Annotated in this window: 16 protein-coding genes; 13 read left to right on the forward strand and 3 right to left on the reverse strand. The window is 72.5% G+C overall.

Features of this window, described 5'->3' with window-relative positions; all coding sequences use genetic code 11:
* Positions 1-29: 29 nt before the first annotated feature.
* From ACI2L3_RS18090 to ACI2L3_RS18125, 8 genes are all read left to right on the forward strand, one after another.
* Positions 30-839: an NAD-dependent epimerase/dehydratase family protein gene (locus tag ACI2L3_RS18090; protein WP_404753340.1), complete on the forward strand. Its 810-nt coding sequence runs from the start codon at positions 30-32 to the stop codon at positions 837-839.
* Positions 840-1055: 216 nt separating this feature from the next.
* Positions 1056-1826, forward strand: a complete 771-nt coding sequence (locus ACI2L3_RS18095) for a DeoR/GlpR family DNA-binding transcription regulator (RefSeq protein WP_404753341.1) — start codon at positions 1056-1058, stop codon at positions 1824-1826.
* A gap of 105 nt (positions 1827-1931) precedes the next feature.
* Positions 1932-3314, forward strand: a complete 1383-nt coding sequence (locus ACI2L3_RS18100) for an ABC transporter substrate-binding protein (RefSeq protein ID WP_404753342.1) — start codon at positions 1932-1934, stop codon at positions 3312-3314.
* A complete protein-coding gene (locus tag ACI2L3_RS18105) occupies positions 3311-4264 on the forward strand; it encodes a carbohydrate ABC transporter permease (protein ID WP_404753343.1) in 954 nt (317 codons plus the stop codon). Before ACI2L3_RS18100 ends, ACI2L3_RS18105 begins: the two co-directional genes overlap by 4 nt.
* Positions 4264-5094, forward strand: a complete 831-nt coding sequence (locus ACI2L3_RS18110; RefSeq protein ID WP_404753344.1) for a carbohydrate ABC transporter permease — start codon at positions 4264-4266, stop codon at positions 5092-5094. Before ACI2L3_RS18105 ends, ACI2L3_RS18110 begins: the two co-directional genes overlap by 1 nt.
* 16 nt (positions 5095-5110) lie before the next feature.
* A complete protein-coding gene (locus tag ACI2L3_RS18115; RefSeq protein WP_404753345.1) occupies positions 5111-6100 on the forward strand; it encodes a zinc-dependent alcohol dehydrogenase family protein in 990 nt (329 codons plus the stop codon).
* Between the two features lie 40 nt (positions 6101-6140).
* Positions 6141-6362: a hypothetical protein gene (locus ACI2L3_RS18120; RefSeq protein ID WP_404753346.1), complete on the forward strand. Its 222-nt coding sequence runs from the start codon at positions 6141-6143 to the stop codon at positions 6360-6362.
* A 74-nt stretch (positions 6363-6436) separates the two neighbouring features.
* Complete coding sequence (locus tag ACI2L3_RS18125; RefSeq protein ID WP_404753347.1) at positions 6437-7657, forward strand: TerD family protein; 1221 nt, start codon at positions 6437-6439, stop codon at positions 7655-7657.
* Positions 7658-7815: 158 nt separating this feature from the next.
* On the opposite strand, the gene ACI2L3_RS18130 is transcribed toward ACI2L3_RS18125, so the two are convergent.
* Together ACI2L3_RS18130 and ACI2L3_RS18135 are read right to left on the reverse strand one after the other, a co-directional pair.
* Positions 7816-8043 carry a CarD family transcriptional regulator gene (locus ACI2L3_RS18130; protein WP_030784272.1) on the reverse strand — a complete coding sequence of 76 codons (228 nt, stop codon included), beginning with the start codon at positions 8041-8043 and terminating at the stop codon, positions 7816-7818.
* Between the two features lie 160 nt (positions 8044-8203).
* A complete protein-coding gene (locus tag ACI2L3_RS18135) occupies positions 8204-9787 on the reverse strand; it encodes a TROVE domain-containing protein (RefSeq protein ID WP_404753348.1) in 1584 nt (527 codons plus the stop codon).
* Between the two features lie 607 nt (positions 9788-10394).
* On the opposite strand from ACI2L3_RS18135, the gene ACI2L3_RS18140 reads away from it, so the two are divergent.
* Both ACI2L3_RS18140 and ACI2L3_RS18145 read left to right on the forward strand, forming a co-directional pair.
* Positions 10395-12833, forward strand: coding sequence for a protein kinase (locus ACI2L3_RS18140; protein WP_404753349.1), 2439 nt, complete (start codon positions 10395-10397; stop codon positions 12831-12833).
* A 73-nt stretch (positions 12834-12906) separates the two neighbouring features.
* Positions 12907-15837: a protein kinase gene (locus ACI2L3_RS18145; protein WP_404753350.1), complete on the forward strand. Its 2931-nt coding sequence runs from the start codon at positions 12907-12909 to the stop codon at positions 15835-15837.
* On the opposite strand, the gene ACI2L3_RS18150 is transcribed toward ACI2L3_RS18145, so the two are convergent.
* The gene (locus ACI2L3_RS18150; protein ID WP_404753351.1) at positions 15806-17263 is read right to left on the reverse strand and encodes an alkaline phosphatase PhoX; all 1458 of its coding nucleotides are present in this window, start codon (positions 17261-17263) and stop codon (positions 15806-15808) included. The two genes, ACI2L3_RS18145 and ACI2L3_RS18150, sit on opposite strands and share 32 nt — an antisense overlap.
* A 226-nt stretch (positions 17264-17489) precedes the next feature.
* Between ACI2L3_RS18150 and ACI2L3_RS18155 the strand changes: the two genes are divergently transcribed.
* From ACI2L3_RS18155 to ACI2L3_RS18165, 3 genes are all read left to right on the forward strand, one after another.
* Positions 17490-17795 carry a hypothetical protein gene (locus tag ACI2L3_RS18155; RefSeq protein WP_404753352.1) on the forward strand — a complete coding sequence of 102 codons (306 nt, stop codon included), beginning with the start codon at positions 17490-17492 and terminating at the stop codon, positions 17793-17795.
* A gap of 66 nt (positions 17796-17861) precedes the next feature.
* A complete protein-coding gene (locus tag ACI2L3_RS18160) occupies positions 17862-19025 on the forward strand; it encodes a hypothetical protein (RefSeq protein WP_404753353.1) in 1164 nt (387 codons plus the stop codon).
* Positions 19026-19051: 26 nt separating this feature from the next.
* Complete coding sequence (locus ACI2L3_RS18165; protein WP_404753354.1) at positions 19052-19507, forward strand: hypothetical protein; 456 nt, start codon at positions 19052-19054, stop codon at positions 19505-19507.
* The last annotated feature ends 113 nt before the right edge of the window (positions 19508-19620 follow it).

Raw genomic sequence — 19620 nt, forward strand, 5'->3', positions numbered from 1 at the left:
GCATACACACGCCGCCCGAGGAGACCCGCATGCCCGCTCCCCGCACCGTCCTGCTCACCGGCGCCGCCGGCGGCCTCGGCACCCTGATGCGCGGGCTCCTGCCGGCGTACGGCTACGACCTGCGCCTGCTCGACGTGCGCCCGGTCGCGGACGAGCCGGACGCCGTCACCGCCGACCTCGCCGACAAGGACGCCCTGCGCGAGGCCGTACGCGGGGCCGACGCGGTCCTCCATCTGGCGGGCATTTCCCTGGAGTCCACCTTCGACAAGATCCTCAAGGCCAACATCGAAGGGACGTACAACCTCTACGAGGCGGCTCGCGAGGAAGGCGTACGGCGGATCGTCTCCGCCTCCTCCAACCACGCGGTGGGCTTCACCCCGCGCCCGCAGGGCGACGACCCGCTGATCCCCGTCGACACCCCGCGCCGCCCCGACACCTTCTACGGGCTCTCGAAGTCCTTCGGCGAGGACCTCGCCCAGTTCTACTGGGACAAGCACGGCATCGAGACCGTGTCGGTCCGCATCGGGTCGTGCTTCCCGGAGCCGTCGAGCGTGCGCATGCTGTCGGTCTGGATGAGCCCCGACGACGGGGCCCGGCTCTTCCACGCGGCCCTCACCGCCGACGACGTGCGGCACACGGTGGTCTACGGCTCGTCCGCCAACACCCGCATCTGGTGGGACCTCTCCTCGGCACGGGCCCTCGGCTACGAACCGCGTGACGACTCCGAGCGGTACGCGGAGAAGCTCATCGCCGAGCAGGGCGAACTGGACCCGGCCAACCCCGACCACGCCCACCTCGGCGGCCACTTCTGCACGAACCCGCCCGTCTGGCCGTACTGACCGCTCCACCCGCCCGACCGGGCACCGAACGGGCGGCCCGAACCCCCGAAACGGGCACGCCCGCGGCCCGCCGCACAGGCCGTCGCCCCGTCAAGCGGGCACATACGGGCAGCATCGTGCCCGCTGCGAGCCTGGTCACCCCCTTGCGCGGGCGGTAGAACTTCCCCACAGGGCCCGAACGGGCACCGCGAGACCCAGGGGAAGCAGGTGGCGCCGATGACCGCGGAAGAACGTCAGCGGCGGATCGTCAACGCGGCGCGGCACGCCGGCTCCGTCGACGTGACGGCGCTCGCCGACGAGCTCGGCGTCGCCAAGGAGACCGTCCGCCGCGACCTGCGGGCCCTGGAGGACCACGGCCTCGTCCGCCGCACCCACGGCGGCGCCTACCCCGTGGAGAGCGCGGGCTTCGAGACCACCCTCGCCTTCCGCACGACCATGCACGTCCCGGAGAAGCGGCGCATCGCGGCCGCCGCAGCCGAACTCCTCGGCGACGCCGAGACCGTCTTCGTCGACGAGGGCTTCACCCCGCAGCTGATCGCCGAGGCGCTGCCGGCGGCCGCCGCGGGCCGCCCGCTGACCGTCGTCACCGCCTCGCTGGCCACCGCGGGCGCCCTCGCCGAGGCCGAGAACGTCACCGTGCTGCTGCTCGGCGGCCGGGTGCGCCCCGGCACCCTCGCCACCGTCGACCACTGGACGACCCGCATGCTGGCCGGGTTCGTCATCGACCTGGCGTACATCGGCGCCAACGGCATCTCCCGCGAACACGGCCTCACGACGCCCGACCCCGCCGTCAGCGAGGTGAAGGCGCAGGCCATCAGGGCGTCGCGGCGCACGGTGTTCCTGGGCGTGCACACCAAGTTCGGGGCGACGAGCTTCTGCCGGTTCGCGGGGATCGGGGACCTCGACACGATCGTCACGAGCAGCCGCCTGCCCTCGTCCGAAGCGCACCGCTACTCCCTCCTCGGACCGCAGGTCCTGCGCGTCTGACCCCCGCCCCCGTCCCCAACTCCCCTTTTGCGGTCGGCGCGGGCTTCCGCACACCCTGCGGCACCCCAATCACCCCGATATGACCCTCTACGTCCAGGAGCATTCATGCGAACCCCGAGCCGACGGAGGCCACGGAGGCCGAGGCGGCGCACGCTCGCCGCGGCCGCCGCAGGGGCGCTGCTCGCCCCGCTGCTCGCCGGCTGCTGGGCCGGTGCCGGCGGGACCGGTTCAGGCGGCGACTCCCTCAACGTCCTCATGGTGAACAACCCGCAGATGGTGGAGTTGCGGAAGCTCACCGCCGCCCACTTCACCGAGAAGACCGGCATCAAGGTGAACTTCACCGTCCTGCCGGAGAACGACGTCCGCGACAAGATCAGCCAGGACTTCGCCAACCAGGCGGGCCAGTACGACGTCGCGACGCTCAGCAACTACGAGATACCCATCTACGCCAGGAACGGCTGGCTGCACGAGGTCGGTTCGTACGCGCGCAAGGACACCGCGTACGACGAGAAGGACATCCTGCCGCCCATGCGCCAGTCCCTCACGGGCGACGACGGCAAGCTCTACGGACAGCCCTTCTACGGAGAGTCGTCCTTCCTGATGTACCGCAAGGACGTCTTCGAGAAGGCAGGGCTGACCATGCCGAAGCGGCCCACCTGGCAGCAGGTCGCGAAGCTCGCCGCCCGGGTGGACGGCGCGCAGCCCGGGATGAAGGGCATCTGTCTGCGCGGACTGCCCGGCTGGGGCGAGGTGATGGCGCCGCTGACGACCGTGGTCAACACCTTCGGAGGCACGTGGTTCGACAAGGGCTGGAAGGCCCGCCTGGACTCCCCCGAGTTCGAAAAGGCAACCCGCTTCTACGTAGACCTCGTTCGCGAGCACGGCCAGTCAGGCGCCGCCCAGTCCGGCTACGCCGAGTGCCTCAACCACCTCACCCAGGGCAAGACCGCCATGTGGTACGACGCGACAGCCGCGGCGGGTTCTTTGGAGTCCGCCAAGTCCCCGGTCAAGGGAAAGATCGGCTACGTACCCGCCCCGGTGGTGAGGACCGAGAGCTCCGGGTGGCTGTACACGTGGGCCTGGGGCATGCAGAAGGCCTCGCACAACCCGGACAAGGCCTGGAAGTTCATCTCCTGGGCGTCGGGCAAGGAGTACGAGGAGCTGGTCGGCGAGAAGGTCGGCTGGTCCGACGTGCCCGCAGGCAAGCGCGCCTCCACCTACGCGCACCCCGCGTACCGCGAGGAGGCCGCCGCCTTCCAGGACGTCACCCGCGCCGCCATCGAGGGCGCGCGGCCCCGCGACCCCGGCGTGCAGCCCCGCCCCGCGCCCGGCATCCAGTTCGTCGGCATCCCCGAGTTCACCGACCTCGGCACCAAGGTCTCCCAGGAGATCAGCGCGGCCATCGCCGGACGCCAGTCCGTCGACGCGGCCCTGGACAAGTCCCAGGACCTCGCCGAGAAGATCTCCGAGGAGTACGAGGGACGATGACCGCCACCGCGAGCACCACCACCCCCGTGGGGCACACGCGCGTGCCCGCCGCCAAGACGCCCGGCACGGGACGGCTGCGCGCCTGGGCGACCAGGGCGCCCCTGCTGCCCGCCCTCATCTTCATGATCGCCGTGACCCAACTGCCGTTCGTGGCCACCCTGGTGATCTCCTTCTTCGACTGGAACGCCCTCTATCCGGACGCCCGCAGCTTCACCGGGTTCGCCAACTACGACGAGGTCCTCACCGACCCCGACCTGCGCAAGTCCGTCCTGACCACGATCCTCCTGACGGCCTCCGTCGTCCTCACCAGCCTGGTCGCCGGGCTCGCTCTCGCGCTGCTCCTGAACCGGAAGTTCCGGGGGCGCGGGCTGGTCCGCACCCTCCTCATCGCGCCGTTCCTGCTCGTCCCCGTCGCGGCCGCGCTGCTGTGGAAGCACGTGCTCTACAACCCCGAGTACGGCCTCTTCAACGGCCTGCTGCACTGGGTCGGCGGGGACTCCGCGGCCCAGCCCGACTGGATCTCCAACACCCCGCTGCTCGCCATTGAGGCGTCCCTGGTGTGGCAGTGGACGCCCTTCATGATGCTGATCCTGCTCGCCGGGCTGCAGAGCCGCGACCCCGAACTGATCGAGGCGGCCCGCATGGACGGCGCGAGCAACTGGCAGGTCTTCCGCCATCTGACGCTGCCGCACCTGCGCCGCTACCTCGAACTGGGCGCGCTGCTCGGCTCGATCTACATCGTGCAGAACTTCGACGCCGTCTTCACCATCACCTCGGGCGGCCTCGGCACGGCCAACCTGCCCTACACCGTCTACCAGAGCTTCTACCAGGCCCACGAGAACGGCCTGGCCTCGGCGGCGGGCGTGCTCGTCGTCATCGGCTCGATCATCATCGCGACGTTCGCCCTGCGGGTCGTCTCGTCCCTGTTCCGTGAGGAGGTGTCCCGCTGATGAAGAACGCACGCGGCAAGGGAGCCGGCCTGGGGCTCGTCGCCTGGCTCGCCGGGATCCTGTTCTTCCTGCCCATCGCCTGGATGGCACTGACCTCCTTCCACTCGGAGGAGGACGCCGCGACCAACCCGCCCTCGCTCGCCGCGTCCCTCACCCTCGACGGCTACCGCGAGTTCTTCGGCTCCGGCGGCGGCGCCAGCCCCTGGCCCTCGCTGGTCAACTCGACGGTGGCCTCGGTCGCCTCGACCCTGCTCGTCCTCGTCCTCGCGCTCCCGGCCGCGTACGCCCTGTCCATCAGGCCGGTGAAGAAGTGGACGGACGTGCTCTTCTTCTTCCTGTCCACGAAGATGCTGCCGGTCGTGGCGGGCCTCCTGCCGATCTACCTTTTCGCCAAGAACACCGGCCTGCTGGACAACATCTGGCTCCTCGTCCTCCTCTACACCTCGATGAACCTGCCGATCGCGGTGTGGATGATGCAGTCGTTCCTCGCCGAGGTGCCGAAACCGGTCATCGAGGCCGCGCAGATCGACGGGGCACGGCTGCCGACGATCCTCACGCGCGTGGTGGCGCCCATCGCCCTCCCCGGGATCGCCGCGACCTCCCTGATCTGCTTCATCTTCAGCTGGAACGAACTCCTCTTCGCGCGGGTGCTCACGGGCGTCGTCGCCCAGACCGCGCCCGTCTTCCTGACCGGCTTCATCACCAGCCAGGGCCTGTTCCTGGCGAAGGTGTGCGCCGCGTCGCTCGTGATCTCCCTGCCGGTGCTCGCCGCGGGGTTCGCCGCCCAGGACAAGCTGGTCCAGGGCCTGTCGTTGGGAGCCGTCAAATGAACCAGGGAGCCGCCAAGTGAAGGCCGCCATCATCGAGTCCGTCGGCAAGGCCGTCGTCGGGGAGCTGCCCGACCCCTCCCCCGGCCCCCGCGACGTCGTCGTCGAGGTCGCCGCGTGCGGCCTGTGCGGCACCGATCTGCACATCCTCCAGGGCGAGTTCGCGCCCACCCTGCCGGTCGTGCCGGGCCACGAGTTCGCCGGGGAGGTCGTCGCGCTCGGCAGCGACGTCCGCACGCTCGCCGTCGGCGACCGGGTCGCCGTGGACCCCTCGCTGCACTGCCACGAGTGCCGCTACTGCCGGGACGGCCGCGGCAACCTCTGCGAGCGGTGGGCGGCGATCGGCGTGACCACCGCGGGCGGCGCCGCCCAGTACGCGGTGGCGCCCGCCGCCAACTGCGTACGCCTTCCCGACCACGTACGCACCGAGGACGCCGCCCTCATCGAACCGCTGTCGTGCGCCGTGCGCGGCTACGACGTGCTGCGGGCCCGGCTCGGCTCGCACGTGCTCATCTACGGCTCCGGGACGATGGGCCTGATGATGCTGGAGCTCGCCAAGCGCACCGGCGCGGCGAGCGTCGACGTGGTGGACCTGAACGCGGACCGGCTCGCCACCGCGCGCCGCCTCGGCGTCACCGGGTCGGCGGCGAACGCGGACGAACTGGACCGTCCGCAGGGCTGGGACGTGGTCATCGACGCGACGGGCAACGCCGCCGCGATCCAGGACGGCCTCGAACGGGTAGCCAAGGCGGGCACGTTCCTCCAGTTCGGCGTCGCCGACTACGCCACCCGCGTGAAGATCGATCCCTACCGGATCTACAACCAGGAGATCACCATCACCGGTTCGATGGCGGTCCTGCACAGCTACGAGCGGGCGGCCGAACTGTTCGCGGGCGGCGTGCTCGACCCGGACGTGTTCATCAGCGACCGGCTGCCGCTGGCGGAGTACCCGCGGGCGCTCGACCGGTTCGCCGCGGGGATGGGCCGCAAGATCGTCGTGGTGCCGTAATTCGGTACCGGCGCGGCATGGCCGGACGTACGCTCCGGCCATGCCGAGACCTCATGGATTCACCTACGAACAGCGCGCCGACGGCACGCTCGTGATCACCCACGGCGGACGCGCCGCCGGGACGCTCCGCGGCGCCCGCGCCGAACGGTTCCTCGCCGAGGTCACGGGCGGCGACCCGCAGCTGGTGATGGCCCGCTGGACCGGCAACTACAAGCACGGCAACGAACGGGCGGCCCGCGCGCACCCGCGCAACCGCGGCTGACAGACCGGAAAAAATCCTTCCGCGGGTAAGGGAACGGCAAAGCGGGATCGTTCGTTACCCCTGGCATGACAGCTATGACCCCTGGCTCGAACATCCCGCTGACCGCCGCTCGCGTGGCGGTGGACGTCGCCGCTCCGGTGCGGCTCGACGTATCGGGCCTGCTGCTCACCGCCGACGGCAAGGTGCGCTCCGACGACGACTTCATCTTCTTCAACCAGCCCTCAGGACCGGGCGTGACCTACCAGTCGGGCGGCGGTACGACCCCCGACAAGGTCACCGTCGACACGGCCGCCGTGCCGCCCGGCATCGAGAAGATCGTCGTGACCGCGAGCCCGGACGCGGCCGGCCAGACCTTCCAGGGCATCGAGCCCACCGCCACGATCCGCAACGCCGACGACGGCTCGGTCCTCGCCACCTTCACCCCGCCGCAGCTCGGCTCCGAGACGGCCCTGGTGATCGTCGAGATCTATCTGCGCAACGGCGCCTGGAAGGCCCGCGCGGTCGGCCAGGGGTACTCCAACGGTCTCGCGGGCATCGCGACGGACTTCGGCGTCTCGGTGGAGGAGCCCGCGCCGGCCCCGGCCGCGCCCGCCGCCGCCCCCGCGGCTCCGGCGGCTCCTGCTGCCCCGATGGCACCTCCGGTGGGGCAGCCGGTGCAGGGCCCGCCCCCGCCGGCCGCCGCGCCGGCGGCTCCCGCCGCGCCCGCGCCGGGCGCCGGGAAGATCAACCTGGACAAGGGCCGCGTCAGCCTGCAGAAGAACCAGACGGTGTCCCTGGTCAAGGGCGGCAAGCCGCTGCTCTCGCAGGTCAAGATGGGTCTCGGCTGGGAGCCGGCGTTCCGCGGCAAGGACATCGACCTGGACGCCTCCGTCATCGCGTACGGCCCGCAGCGCAACCACGTCGACAGCTGCTACTTCGGCAAGCTGTCGATCGTGAACGGCGCGATCAAGCACTCCGGCGACAACCTCACGGGCGAGGGCGGCGGTGACGACGAGGTGATCGTCGTGGACCTCGGCCGTCTCCCGCAGGACGTCACGGGCCTGGTCTTCACGGTGAACTCGTTCTCCGGCCAGAAGTTCACGGAGGTCGCGAAGGCCTACTGCCGTCTGATCGACGCGGCGTCGGGCGAGGAGCTGGTCCGCTTCGACCTGACCAACGCCGAGGCGCAGACCGGCGTGATGATGGCGAAGCTGATCAAGCAGTTCACCGGCGAGTGGGAAATGACCGGAATGGGGCAGTTCGTCAAGTCCCGGACGGTGCGCGGCATGGTGAAGCCCGCGGCGCAGGCGCTGTAAGCGCGGCGGAAGCAGGCATGAGTGAGGGGGGGGGGGGGGGGTGGGGGGGGGGGGGGGGGGGGGGGGGGGGGGGGGGGGGGGGGGGGGGGCGGGGGGCCGGCCGGCGCCCCCCCCCCCCCCCCCCCCCCCTCAGGTATGTCAGGTCAGGATGTCGTGCGTCAGAGCTTGGCCAGCTTCGGGTAGGGACTCAGGAACCGTCCCTGACGGCCCGCGAAGTCGATGACGACCGCGTCCTCTCCCTCGACGCCGACGATCCTCCCGAGGCCGTACTGGTCGTGGGAGACCCGGTCGCCCACGGCGAACTGCTCTACGGGTGGGGCGGGCGGAGCGGGCACGTTGAAGGGACTGTTCGGCAGGTGGCGGCGCGAGCCGGCGGGCCTCGTCATATCTGAAGTATGCGCCCCCGGACACCCGACGCACCATGCTCTGAGCTCACACCGCTTTCACATCGGTATGGAACAGACACACAAACCCCGGTCGCGGACGACCCGAACGGGTTACTTCCGTGACGGCCCGCAGCCCCGCGGAAACGTACGGTGACGCTCCTCAGGCGGCCGCCCACGGCCAGTCCGCGTCGCGCCCCGCCTCCAGCAGCGCCACCATGCGGAACGCCGCGTCCGAGAGGCCGCCGAAGACGTGCCGGTTGCCCGTGCCGGACGCGCCGTGGCCCGTGCGGTAGCCCGCCAGGTTCCAGGTGTAGACGGGGACGTCCGCCGGGACCTGCTCGGCCGGGTCGCCGTGGTAGCTGTACGACGCCTGCTCGTCGGTGACGATCAGCACCCGGTCGTGCTTCTTGTAGAAGCGGCGCACCGCCTCGGTGGTGTTCGTGCCGCCGAGGTCGCCGAAGCGGCCGAGGATCTTCAGGACGGACTCGCCCGCGCGGTACTTCACCCGCGCGCTGCTGGAGCCGAACTGGACCAGGTCCGCGTCGGCGGCCCGCAGCGCGAGCGCCGTGCCGAAGACCGCCGCCGCGTCGGCGCGGTTGAGCTGCGAGCGCTCGGACAGCGGCGACCACATCGAACCGGACCGGTCGACCAGGATCAGCGTCCGGCCCGGCAGCGACGGCACGTTCCCGAGGGAGTGGCCGAGGGCCTGCTCCAGCGGGTACGACCAGCGCAGCGACGGCGCGTGCTGGTACGCGGCGAGGTAGCGGAAGGGGAACTGCCGCGACTGCGCGACGGCTGCCGGGTCGGCGAGCCGGGCCGCGACGGTCGCCGCGACCTCGTCGCTGACGCCCGCCTCGTCGAAGTTCCGCAGGTTGCGGACGAGCGCCATGGCGCCCATCGACGGGATGACGGCCTCCCAGGCAGCCTTGTCCATGGGCCCCTGCAGCCATCCTGCGAGCGCCTCCCAGGTGATGCCCGCGGCGGCGAGCCGCTCGGCGCCGCCCTCACCGGTGACCACGGCACGCCGCTCCGCGACGGGCAGTGCCATCAAGTCACGGTGCGCGGCGAGCATCCGCGCGCCCTCCGGCGGCACGGCCGTCTCGGGGTGGTGGCGGCGGTCCAGCGCGTACTGGAACAGGGGTCCCTGCCAGGGCTTGGCCGGGTCCGGCGCCGCGTGCACGAGGTTGAGGATGTCGCCGAAGCGGTAGCCCTTGCCCGCCGTGTCGTACTTCAGGAGCGCCTTCTCGTTGTAGAGGCGGCGCACGGCGTCGGCGGTGCCGCGCTTTACGGGCTTGGGGATCGCCCGGCCGTACGTCGCCGTCCAGTACGCGAGGAGCTCACCGGGCTCGTCGGGCCGGCGCAGCACGGACGCGACGACCTGGCGGCCCGTGGGTCCCTCGGTGGCCTGCGCGTCGAGGCGCGCCTTGACGTACTCGGCGGCGCCGACGATCGACGCCGTACGCATGTTGCCGTCGCCGCGCAGCCAGCCGAGCAGGCCGGCGGTCCACTGCGGGTCCTCGACGGCGAGACGGCGGACGAGTGCGGCGAAGCGGTCGTCGCGACGGTCGCCGGTCTCGTAGAAGGTCTGCTGGGAGACGAAGTTGGCGACCGCGAGCAGGAAGAGTTCGGAGCGGGCATCGCGGAGATGTCCGGGGCCGCCCTGATACGTGCGGGTGGTGCGGCCGGTCGACTTCACCGGAGAAGTGACAAACGCCTTGACGGACTTGGTGTTGAAACGCGCCATGAGAATTCCCCCGAATTCACTGTGTACAAAGGAGAGGGGGAGACAGGCGGCAGGAGTGTGCCCGAGTTCAGAAGCGGCGACGGACTTGTGTCGGATGCTCTACCCGATTGAGCTACACCGACCGAAGTCGGTGACGGGACTCGAACCCGCAACCGTCTGATCCAGGAAGTAACCGTTGCCTGCGCACCGGGCACACACCTGCTGCTGCCTCCCGAGATCAAGGTGGCGGCGGCGTGATTTCTTTTGAGGAAGTAGCCGCTGCCGGCGCACCGGGAGGTGCGGCGAAACGCATGAATTTATAGTGTCCAGAGTTCAGTTCGGCGGAACCGACGATGGTGCTCTGCCACTGAGCTACGCCGGCCTGTGGATGCCGGCGGCGGGAATCGAACCCGCGGCCTCCCCATTAAGAGTGGAAGTAGGTCCTGCCTTCGCACCTGGACGTGCATCACTTTAGGAGAGCGAACTGCCGGGGCGCCAAATGTTTTTCGCGCCCCCCGGTCTCCCCGCGGCCGCAACCGTACGATGCCTCACAGGCGTCGCACAGACCGTCGGCGTCAGCTCGTCCTGTCGTCCCAAGGGCCCGCGGGGGCCGCCGGAAGGAGCGTTCGTGGAGGTCGGCGGGTACAGGATCGTCGCGCTGCTCGGCGAGGGCGGCATGGGCCGCGTCCACCTCGCGCGGTCCGCGTCCGGGCGGCCGGTCGCCGTCAAGACGGTCCACGCGCACCTCGCCGCGGAGCCGGAGTTCCGCGAGCGCTTCCGCCGTGAGACGGCCGCCGTGCGCGCGGTCACCGGTCCGTACACCGCCGCCGTGCTCGACGCCGGCCCCGACGCCGAACAGCCCTGGCTGGCCATCGAGTTCTGCGCGGGCCCCGGCCTGCCGAAGGCGGTGGCCGCGCACGGCCCGCTCGGACCCGCCGAGCTCGCCGCGCTGGGCGCCGCGCTGGCCGAGGCGCTGGCGGCGGTGCACGCGGCGGGGCTCGTGCACCGCGACGTGAAGCCGTCCAACGTCGTCGTCACGCGCGACGGCCCGAAGATCATCGACTTCGGCATCGCCAAGAGCGCCGCCGACGAGAGCCTCACCGCCAGCGGCGAGGCCATCGGCTCCCCCGGCTTCATCGCCCCCGAACAACTGGCCCTGGACGCCACCGCGCCGGGCCCCGCCGCCGACGTCTTCGCGCTCGGCGCGGTCCTCGCCGTGGCGGCCACGGGGCGCGGTCCCTTCGGTTCGGGCGGCGCCCCCGAGGTCCTGCACCGCACGCTGCACGACGACCCGGACCTGCTCGGCGTGCCGGACCCCGCGTGGGAGGCCTTCCTCACCCGCTGCCTGGCCCGCGACCCCGCCGGCCGGCCCACGGTCGCGGAGGTCCTCGCCTGGTGCGCCGAGCGGGCGCCGGACGAGCCGTGGTGGGAGCAGGAGCCGATCGCCGGACTGATCCGCCGCCAGGAGGACAAGGTCGCGGAGCTGCTGGAGGGGGCGGGGGCGGCGGGGTCCGGTGACGAGGGGGCGGGGCAGGATCCGCCGGATGACGGCTCGCCCTCACCGGTCGGCTACGTGCCCTCGTCCCCAGGCCCCGGGTACGGGCCCCCGTCCCCAGGTCCCGGGTACGGGCCTCCGCCTCCCGTCCCCGGTGAGGGGCCGACGCCTCCTGGCCCCTCACCGGGGCCGACGCACCCCGACTCCACCGACGCGGCACCTCCACCGCCCACGGCCCCTCGCGACACGCCGCCGCCCCCGCCACCGCCCCCGCCGCCGCGCCGCGCCTCCCGGCGGCGCTTCTTCGCCTGGGGTGGTGCGGCCCTGGCCGCCGTGGGCAGCACGACGGCGGCCGTCGTCCTCAACGGCGGGGGCGGCAGCGGCGGCACGCCCGGCGCCGCGCGCCGCGACCACACGCCCCGACCGCCCGCCGGCGAGGTGATCTGGAGCCGCGAGATCGGTGAAGTGGAGTACGGCGGCGCCCTGCTGCGCAACGGCAAGGACCTCTACGTACTCGACGACAAGGGCCTGACCCGCCTGGACGCGGCGACCAACACGCTCCGCTGGACCTACCCGCAGGAGCACCTGCGGAGCGTCGACGCGCGCGGCGACCTGGTCTACGTACTCCGGGAGAGCCTGTTCCAGCCCGAGCTGATCGCCCTGCGCGTGGCCGGCGGCCGGGAGGCCTGGACCTCGGGCGTCCTGACGCGCAACCCGCACCGGCCGCCCCGGCCGCTCGACCCGCCCCCGAGCGAACTGGAGGGCGGCAACGGCCTGTTCACCCTGACCGGTGACGTCGCCTGCCTCCTCACCTACGCCTCGTACGACACCCTCCAGGAGCGGCGCGGCACGCTGGACCGGCCCTGGAGGGCGTACGGCTTCGACGCGCGTACGGGGGGCGAGATCTGGTTCCACGAAGGGCGCGCGGCGGGGGTGATCGGCGTGGCTGACGCGGGCGGCCGGATAGCGGTGGCCACGGCGTCCCGGAGCTCCGGGCCTCCCGGCACCGACCGGTACGCGCGACATGATCCGCTGGTCGTCCTCAAGGCGTCCGACGGCACGGTGGAACGGGAGGTGGCGAACGGCGCCCGCCGCCCGCAGGCCCACCCCGGGGCCGAGGGGACCGGCTACTTCGCGTCGGAGGAGCGGATCGAGGCGGTCGACCTGGCGGCCCGCCGCACCGTGTGGGACCGGCCCGCGGGCGCGCTCACGGCCGTCGCGCCGCGGGCCACGGGCGGCCTGGTGCTCGCCTCCTCGTCGGACGGCGTCGAGGCGCTGGACGCCCGTACGGGCGGGAAACGGTGGTCGCGTCCCGGCTTCCTGCCCATCGAGGACGGTGCGCCGCTGGTGTCGGACGGCCTGGTGCTGGTCTCGGGCCCGGAGCCGGGCGGCTCGGGCGAGGGGGTGTGGGGGGTGTACGCGCTGGACGTACGGACGGGTGACGCGGCCTGGGCGGCGCCGGTGGCCCCCGCGTCCGACCTGAGCCTGTCGGCGGGGCACGGCGGCCTGTTCCACGTCTGCGCGGGCCGCACCCTGTACACGCTTCGTGGCCCGAAGGCTCCGCGGTCATGACCTCCAGGGCCGCGCGCGTGCCTCTCGCGCACGCGGCAGGGGCTGAAGCCGCCCACCCCCACGGCGGCGTGACATGACCGGCGCGCCCCTCATACCGGGCACCCCGCTGCTCGCCGGTGATCCGCGGCGGCTCGGCGGACACCGGATCGTGCGGCGGCTCGGGGCCGGGGGGATGGGGCAGGTCTATCTGGGGCGCAGTCCCGGTGGGCGGCTCGTCGCCGTCAAGACCGTGCACGAGCATCTGGCCGCCGACCCGCTCTACCGCGAACGGTTCCGGCGCGAGGCGACCGCGGCACGCGCCGTCACGGGCGCGCACACCGCCGCCGTGCTCGACGCCGACCCCGACTCGCCCGTGCCCTGGCTCGCCACGGCGTTCCTGCCGGGGATCACGCTGCGCCGCGCGGTCGCGACAGGCGGGCCATTGGGCGCCGCGGCCGTACGGTCACTCGGAGCATGTCTCGCCGAGGCCCTGGCCAGCATCCACGCGGCGGACATCGTGCACCGCGACCTCAAACCGTCCAACGTGCTGCTGACCGCCGACGGCCCGCGCGTCATCGACTTCGGCATCGCCCGTGCCGCCGGGGACCTCGGCCTCACCCAGGCCGGCTCGATGCTCGGCACGCCCGGCTTCATGGCCCCCGAGCAGGTCGCCGGGGACGACGTCGGCCCCGCGGCGGACGTATTCGCACTGGGCGCGGTCCTCGCCTACACCGCAACAGCCGAACCTCCCTTCGGCTCGGGCCCCGCCGCCGTCCTGCTCTACCGCGCGACGCACGAGGAGCCCCGCCTGGTCGACATCCCGCAGACAGCAGGCCTGCGCGCGCTGGTCGCCGACTGCCTGCACAAGAACCCGCACCGGCGCCCATCGGTGACAGAGGTACTGGCCCGCACCGCCGCCCGGGACGCCCCTCTGTGGTGGCGCGAGGAACCATTGCGGTCGCTGATCGCGGGTGAGAGTGGTGGCGGTGGCGCCGGCCCGGGTGGGGGCGGCAGCGGCGGTACCGCGCGCGGGGCGAGCGACAGCGACCGTGGCACCGGTAGCGGAACTGACGGCGGCAGCAGGAGCGGTCGCGGCGGCGACATCGGCACGGGCAGCAGCAGCGATGGCCGGGCCGCCGGAGAGACGGACAACGGCAGCGGCAGGGGCAGGGAAACCGCGCGCGTTGCGAGCGACAGCGCCCGCACCGGCAGCCGCGGTGGCGGCAGCGGCAGCGGCGCCGACGGCGACAGCAGGAGTGGTGGCGTCGGCACGAGCAGCAGCACCGATAGCGGGACCGCCGGCAAGGCGAGCGACGGCGACAGCACCAGCGGCGAGGTCGCCGGGGAGACGAACAACGGTGCCGACAGCGGCAGGGGCGGCGTCGGCAGCAAACGCACCGGCAGCCGGGCAGCCGGCAAGGTAAGCAACAGCGAGAGCAGCACCAGCGCGGCCGCGCGCGAAGCGAGCAAGAGCAGAGGCGGGCGCGACCGCAGCGGCAGAGGCGGGCGCGACGGCAGCGGCAGCGGTAGCGGCACCAACGCCGATATCGGCGCGGCCCAGCCGCAACGGCGCCCCACCCCCGAACCCCCAACCGTCCCCTCCCCTGGCCCCAAACGCCTCCACCCCTCCCCCCTCGCCCGCCGCACCCTCCTCACCGCCGGAGGTGTGAGCCTTGCCGGGATTGCCGGGTGGGCTGTCGCCCGGGCGCCGAAGGCGCGGTCGGGGGCGGGTGTGGAGGAGGGTGGGCCCGTGCTGCGGAAGGGGTCGGGGCGGGCCGGGCGGGAGCGGTGGGCGCTGGTCGGTGCGGAGGACGGTACGGGCGGCGTCGAGGCCGCGCTGCTCGTCGGGGGCACCGTGCTCGTGCACGGGCCCAAGAGCGGGTTCACCACGCAGGGCGTGGTGCGGGCCGTCGACGCCAGGGACGGGACGAGTCGCTGGCAGTACGAGAAGGCTCCCGCTGGCGCCGCCCGTGAACCCCTTTGGGGAGTGGCAAACGGCCTGTTGATCGCTCCCGAGCTCATGGACAACGTCTATGAGTTGGAGGGCGGCGACCCGTGGCCGCCGGAGCAGCCGTGGCGCGGGAACGTGAAGTGGTTCGCCGTCGCGGGCGGGCGGCTCGTCACGCTGGGCGACGGCGGCGGGTCGTCGCAGGACCGCGTGCTGGCCACTCGCGCGCTGCCCTCGGGCGGCGGCTCACCCCGCACGCGCCGCGAGGAGGACACACGCGACTGGCGGGCGCCCGCGGTCTCGGGCGCACGGCTGCTCCTCGTGCCGGACTCCGGCGCGCTGGATCCGCGCGTGTTCTGCCTCGACGCGGTCACGGGCCGCGAACCGTGGACGTACACCGCGCTCGGCGAGGACGAGCAGGTGCGGACCGCGCCGGTCACGCTCCCCGCGCCGGGGGGCCGCGGCGGCGACCGCTTCGCCCTCCTGAGCGGCACCGCCGAGCTGCACCTCATCGACGCACGCACCGGCGACCGGCTGCGCAAGGAGCCGCTGGGGCTGACCGCGGGGAGCGGCGCCACGGCCCTCGGGCACGCCTCCGGCACGGGGCTGCTGCTCGCCGCCGGGGAGGACCTGATCGGGTTCAGCCCCGAGAGCGGTAAGCGGCTGTGGAGCCACCCGACCGCCGGGCTCGACACCGGCTGGCCGCCGCTGCCCGGCGGCGGCAGGCGGGGCCCGGTCGCCCGGGACGGCGTGCTGCTGAACTGGCTGGACGCCAGGACCCTGCAGGCCATCGACCTCGCCGAGAGCGGTGGTGACGGCCGTGGCGGGGAGCAGTTGTGGCGGACGTCGTTCGACGCCATCGCGCGCTGCCCGCCCGCCATCGGCGGCGGCACGGTCTATGTCACCGCGGGGCAGGTGTGCCGGGCGCTGAGTCTGCGTACGGGCAGGATGTTGCGGGAGTGGCCCGTGGACGAGGCCGTGACCTGGCTCGCCGCCGACGGCGACGGCTGGTACGCCAGGGTCGGCACCTCCTCCCTGCGGGCGGTCAACGCCGCTGCCGCTTCCACGGGCCCGTGATGGCGAGCAGGATGCCGGGTGTCTGGATGCTGGCGTACAGGGTCCTGCCGTCGGGCGAGAACGTGACGCCCGCGAACTCGCTGTACTGCGGGTCGTCCTCCGTGCCGTTGTTCAGTTCGTTGCGGGCGATCGGGTACGTGCGGCCGCTCTCCGTCGCCCCGAAGAGGTGCTGGACGCCGTCGCCGTCCTCCGCGATGACGAGTCCGCCGTAGGGCGAGACGGTGATGTTGTCGGGGCCGTCGAAGGCGCCGTCCTTGCCGGGGTCCGGGTTGACGCCGAGCAGCACCTTGAGGGTCAGGGTGCGGCGGCCGGGGTGGTAGAACCACACCTGTCCGTCGTGCGGGACGGGGCTCTCGCCGCGGGCGAAGGAGGCGACGATGTAGACGCCGCCGTCGCCCCACCACATGCCTTCGAGCTTGCGGGCGCGCGTGATGTCGCCGTCGTCGAACTGCTCGCGCACGGGCACGGTCCGCGCGTCGCGGTCGGGGACCTCGACCCAGTCGACGCCGTAGACCGTGCCGATCTTCGTGGCGCGGGAGAGGTCGTCGACGAAGCGGCCGCCGGAGTCGAAGCACTTGGGGGCCTTGAGGACGCCCGCGTCGTCGGCGAGGGTGCGCAGCTTGCCGCGGCCATGCGCGAAGCCGCGCGGCGGGGTCCAGCGGTAGAGGAGGCCGTTCGGCCGGGAGGCGTCCTCGGTGAGGTAGAGGTGACCGCGCTTGGGGTCGACGACGACGGCCTCGTGGGCGTAGCGGCCCAGCGCCTTGATGGGCTTGGGGGCGCGGTTGGCCCGCCGGTCCAGGGGGTCGACCTCGAAAACGTAGCCGTGGTCCTTGGTCATGCCGTTCTGGCCGGCCCGGTCCTCGGTCTCCTCGCAGGTGAGCCAGGTGCCCCAAGGGGTGCTGCCGCCCGCGCAGTTGGTGGCGGTGCCCGCGATGCCGACCCACTCGGCGACCCGCCCGTCGGGGCGGACCTCGACGACGGTGCAGCCGCCGGCCGCGGCGGGGTCGTAGACGAGGCCCTCGGTGAGGGGGACGGGGTGCTTCCACTTGCTGCGGGGGCCGCCCAGCTCGTGATTGTTGACGAGGAGCGTCGTGCCGCGCGGGCCGCGGAAGGTGGCGGTGCCGTCGTGGTTGGAGGGCGTGAACTCGCCGCTCTCCAGCTTGGTCTTCCCGCTGTGCGTGAGGACGCGGTACGAGAATCCGGCGGGGAGCGCGAGGAGGCCCTCGGGGTCGGGGAGGAGGGGGCCGTAGCCGGGGCCGTGGTGGCCGCCGTGGCCGTGGCCGAGGGCATCGGCGTCCGCCGCCTCGACCTCCGTCGCGGCCAGCGCGCCGGGCGCGGTGGCGAGCGCGCCGACGCTGCCGGCCAGGGCGACCCCCGCACCGGAGAGCGCGGAGCGTCTGGCGAAATCCCTGCGGGTGAGCGACATCGTTTCTCCTGAGGACGCGAAGACGGTACGGACGACCGGGCTGCTGTCGGCGCCACCGTCCCGCCCCCGCATAAACGGCGGTTGAACACCTTCCGACGCCGAGGGGCCTCCTTCCTGCCTCCTTCCTGCCGCCTTCTGCCGCCTTCCCTGTCTCCTTTCATGACAAGGTCAACAGGGGCGCATCACCCGGAAAGCGAAGAATCACCGCAGAACACCTTGACCCGCGATGCACACCGCAATAGACATCACCTACGTGGCAGTGCCGCACCACCCGCACGGGGAGGCGAGCCGAGTGGACGCACATCAGGCACGCAGCCTCCATGAGGGCCGGCTGATGAGGCTGGCCAATGTCACCGGAGTCGGCATCGGAAGGGACGACCACTCGGGTCAGGACGTCATCGTCGTCTTTGTCACCCACCGAGTGCCCCGCGACCGCCTCCGTGACGAAGACGTGGTTCCGGACACGCTCGACGGAGTCCCCGTCCGCGTCCTCGCCATCGGCGAGGTCGACGCGGAGAACGACGGGACGTAGCGAGAGTGCCACCCGGGCGCGGCCCGGAACTCCCACCCTTCAAAGGGGAAGAGGTGGTCTGGCGTGGTGAGCCAGCCCGAACTGATGCGAGGACCCACCGGCGGTCAGCTGAGCGACAGCTCCCGCCAGCAGGCGATGGCCGACTTCCTGCGGCCCCAGCAGCCGCTGTCCAACGTGGTCGGCTTCGGCCACGGCGTGAAGTGGAGCGACGGCGAGCCCACCGGCGAGCCCGCCGTCATCGTGTTCGTCACCCAGAAGGTCCCGGAGTCCATGCTCCCGGAGCGGGACGTCGTCCCGCGCCAGATGGACGACGGCACCCCGACCGACGTCGTCGCGGTGGGCCACATCGCGGCGCAGCGCCAGCAGAGCCGGCCCGGTGGCCGGCGTGCCGAGGACCGCGCGTCGGTGACGTACGGCCCGGACGGCAGCGTCAGCGAACAGCTCGCGGGCCTCGGGCAGCCGCAGCTCGAGGAGCTCGCCGGGCGCGGCGCGTTCGAGCCGCAGCTCCTCAAGCGGCGGATGCGCCCGTGCCCCTCCGGCTTCTCGGTCGGCAACGTCCGGGTGACCGCGGGCACGCTCGGCAGCGTGGTCTACGACTTCCTGCCCGGCGCCTCCGTCGACCCGCCGGGCGCCGGTCTCGGCGTGCCGTCGAAGTTCTACATCCTCTCCAACAACCACGTGCTCGCCGACTCCAACCGGGCGCAGCCGGGCAGCGCGATCGTGCAGCCCGGCGTGTTCGACGGCGGGCAGGACCCGGCGGACCGCATCGCGACGCTGGAGCGGTTCATCACGATCCAGTTCGCCCCGCAGATCCCGCTGGAACGGCACAACAACGTGGTGGACGCGGCGCTCGGCGCGGTCGACTTCCAGGACGCGACGCGCGAGCAGTACTTCAGCGGCGCCCCGCGCGCCTGGCGGCGCAAGGCCAACGTGGCCGTCGGCGACCTGGTGAAGAAGAGCGGCCGGACGACGAACATCAGCTTCGGCCGGATCATCGCGGTCGACGCGACGGTCGACGTGAACTACGGCACGGCCGGCACGGCCCGGTTCAAGGACCAGATCGTCACGACGAACATCTCGGCGGGCGGCGACTCCGGTTCGCTGGTGACCTCGCAGGACGACGTCGCGGTGGGGCTGCTCTTCGCCGGTTCGTCGGTCGCGACCATCGTCAACCACATCGAGCACGTCCGCGCGCTGCTGCGTGTGGAGATCGCCGAGCTGCTGGCCTGACGGTCAGGACGGAAGGAGGGTTTCCCATGACCACTCAGGCACGTAAGCAGAAGGGCGGCCAGCCGCGGATGTCGGAGCACCGCTTCCACAATCCGCAGGGCGCCGAGGTCAAGACGCGCGACGAGGCGTTCGCCGCGCCGGCCGCCGACGTGTCGGCCGAGGCCCTGTCGACGGCGTGCAAACTGACGCTGCACAGCGGCGCCGTCACGTTCGGCATCGAGGTGAAGTACAACCCCACCACCTACCCGCACGTGGTGACCGGTGGGCAGATCACGTCCGGCATCTGTGGCGCGCCGTGGGACATCACGGGCGGCACGATCGGCGAGACGATCCGGCTCGACGCCAAGCGCGCCGGGCAGGGGTCGTGCGCGACGACGATCACGATCGTCGGCGAGTACCAGAATCCTCCGGCTTACCGGGGGACCTATGGGTTCGACGGGGCGTCTTCGTCGTTCAAGCACACGACGCGGTACGAGTGTTGAGGTGAGCGTGGGGGGGGGGGGGGGCGGCGCCCCCCCCCCCCCCCCCCCCCAAACCCCGCCCCCCCCCCGCAGCCGCCAACCCCAGTAAACCCCCCAGCGGGGCGACCAAGCCA

The organism is Streptomyces sp. NPDC029674, assembly GCF_044903205.1.
Classification (GTDB): domain Bacteria; phylum Actinomycetota; class Actinomycetes; order Streptomycetales; family Streptomycetaceae; genus Streptomyces.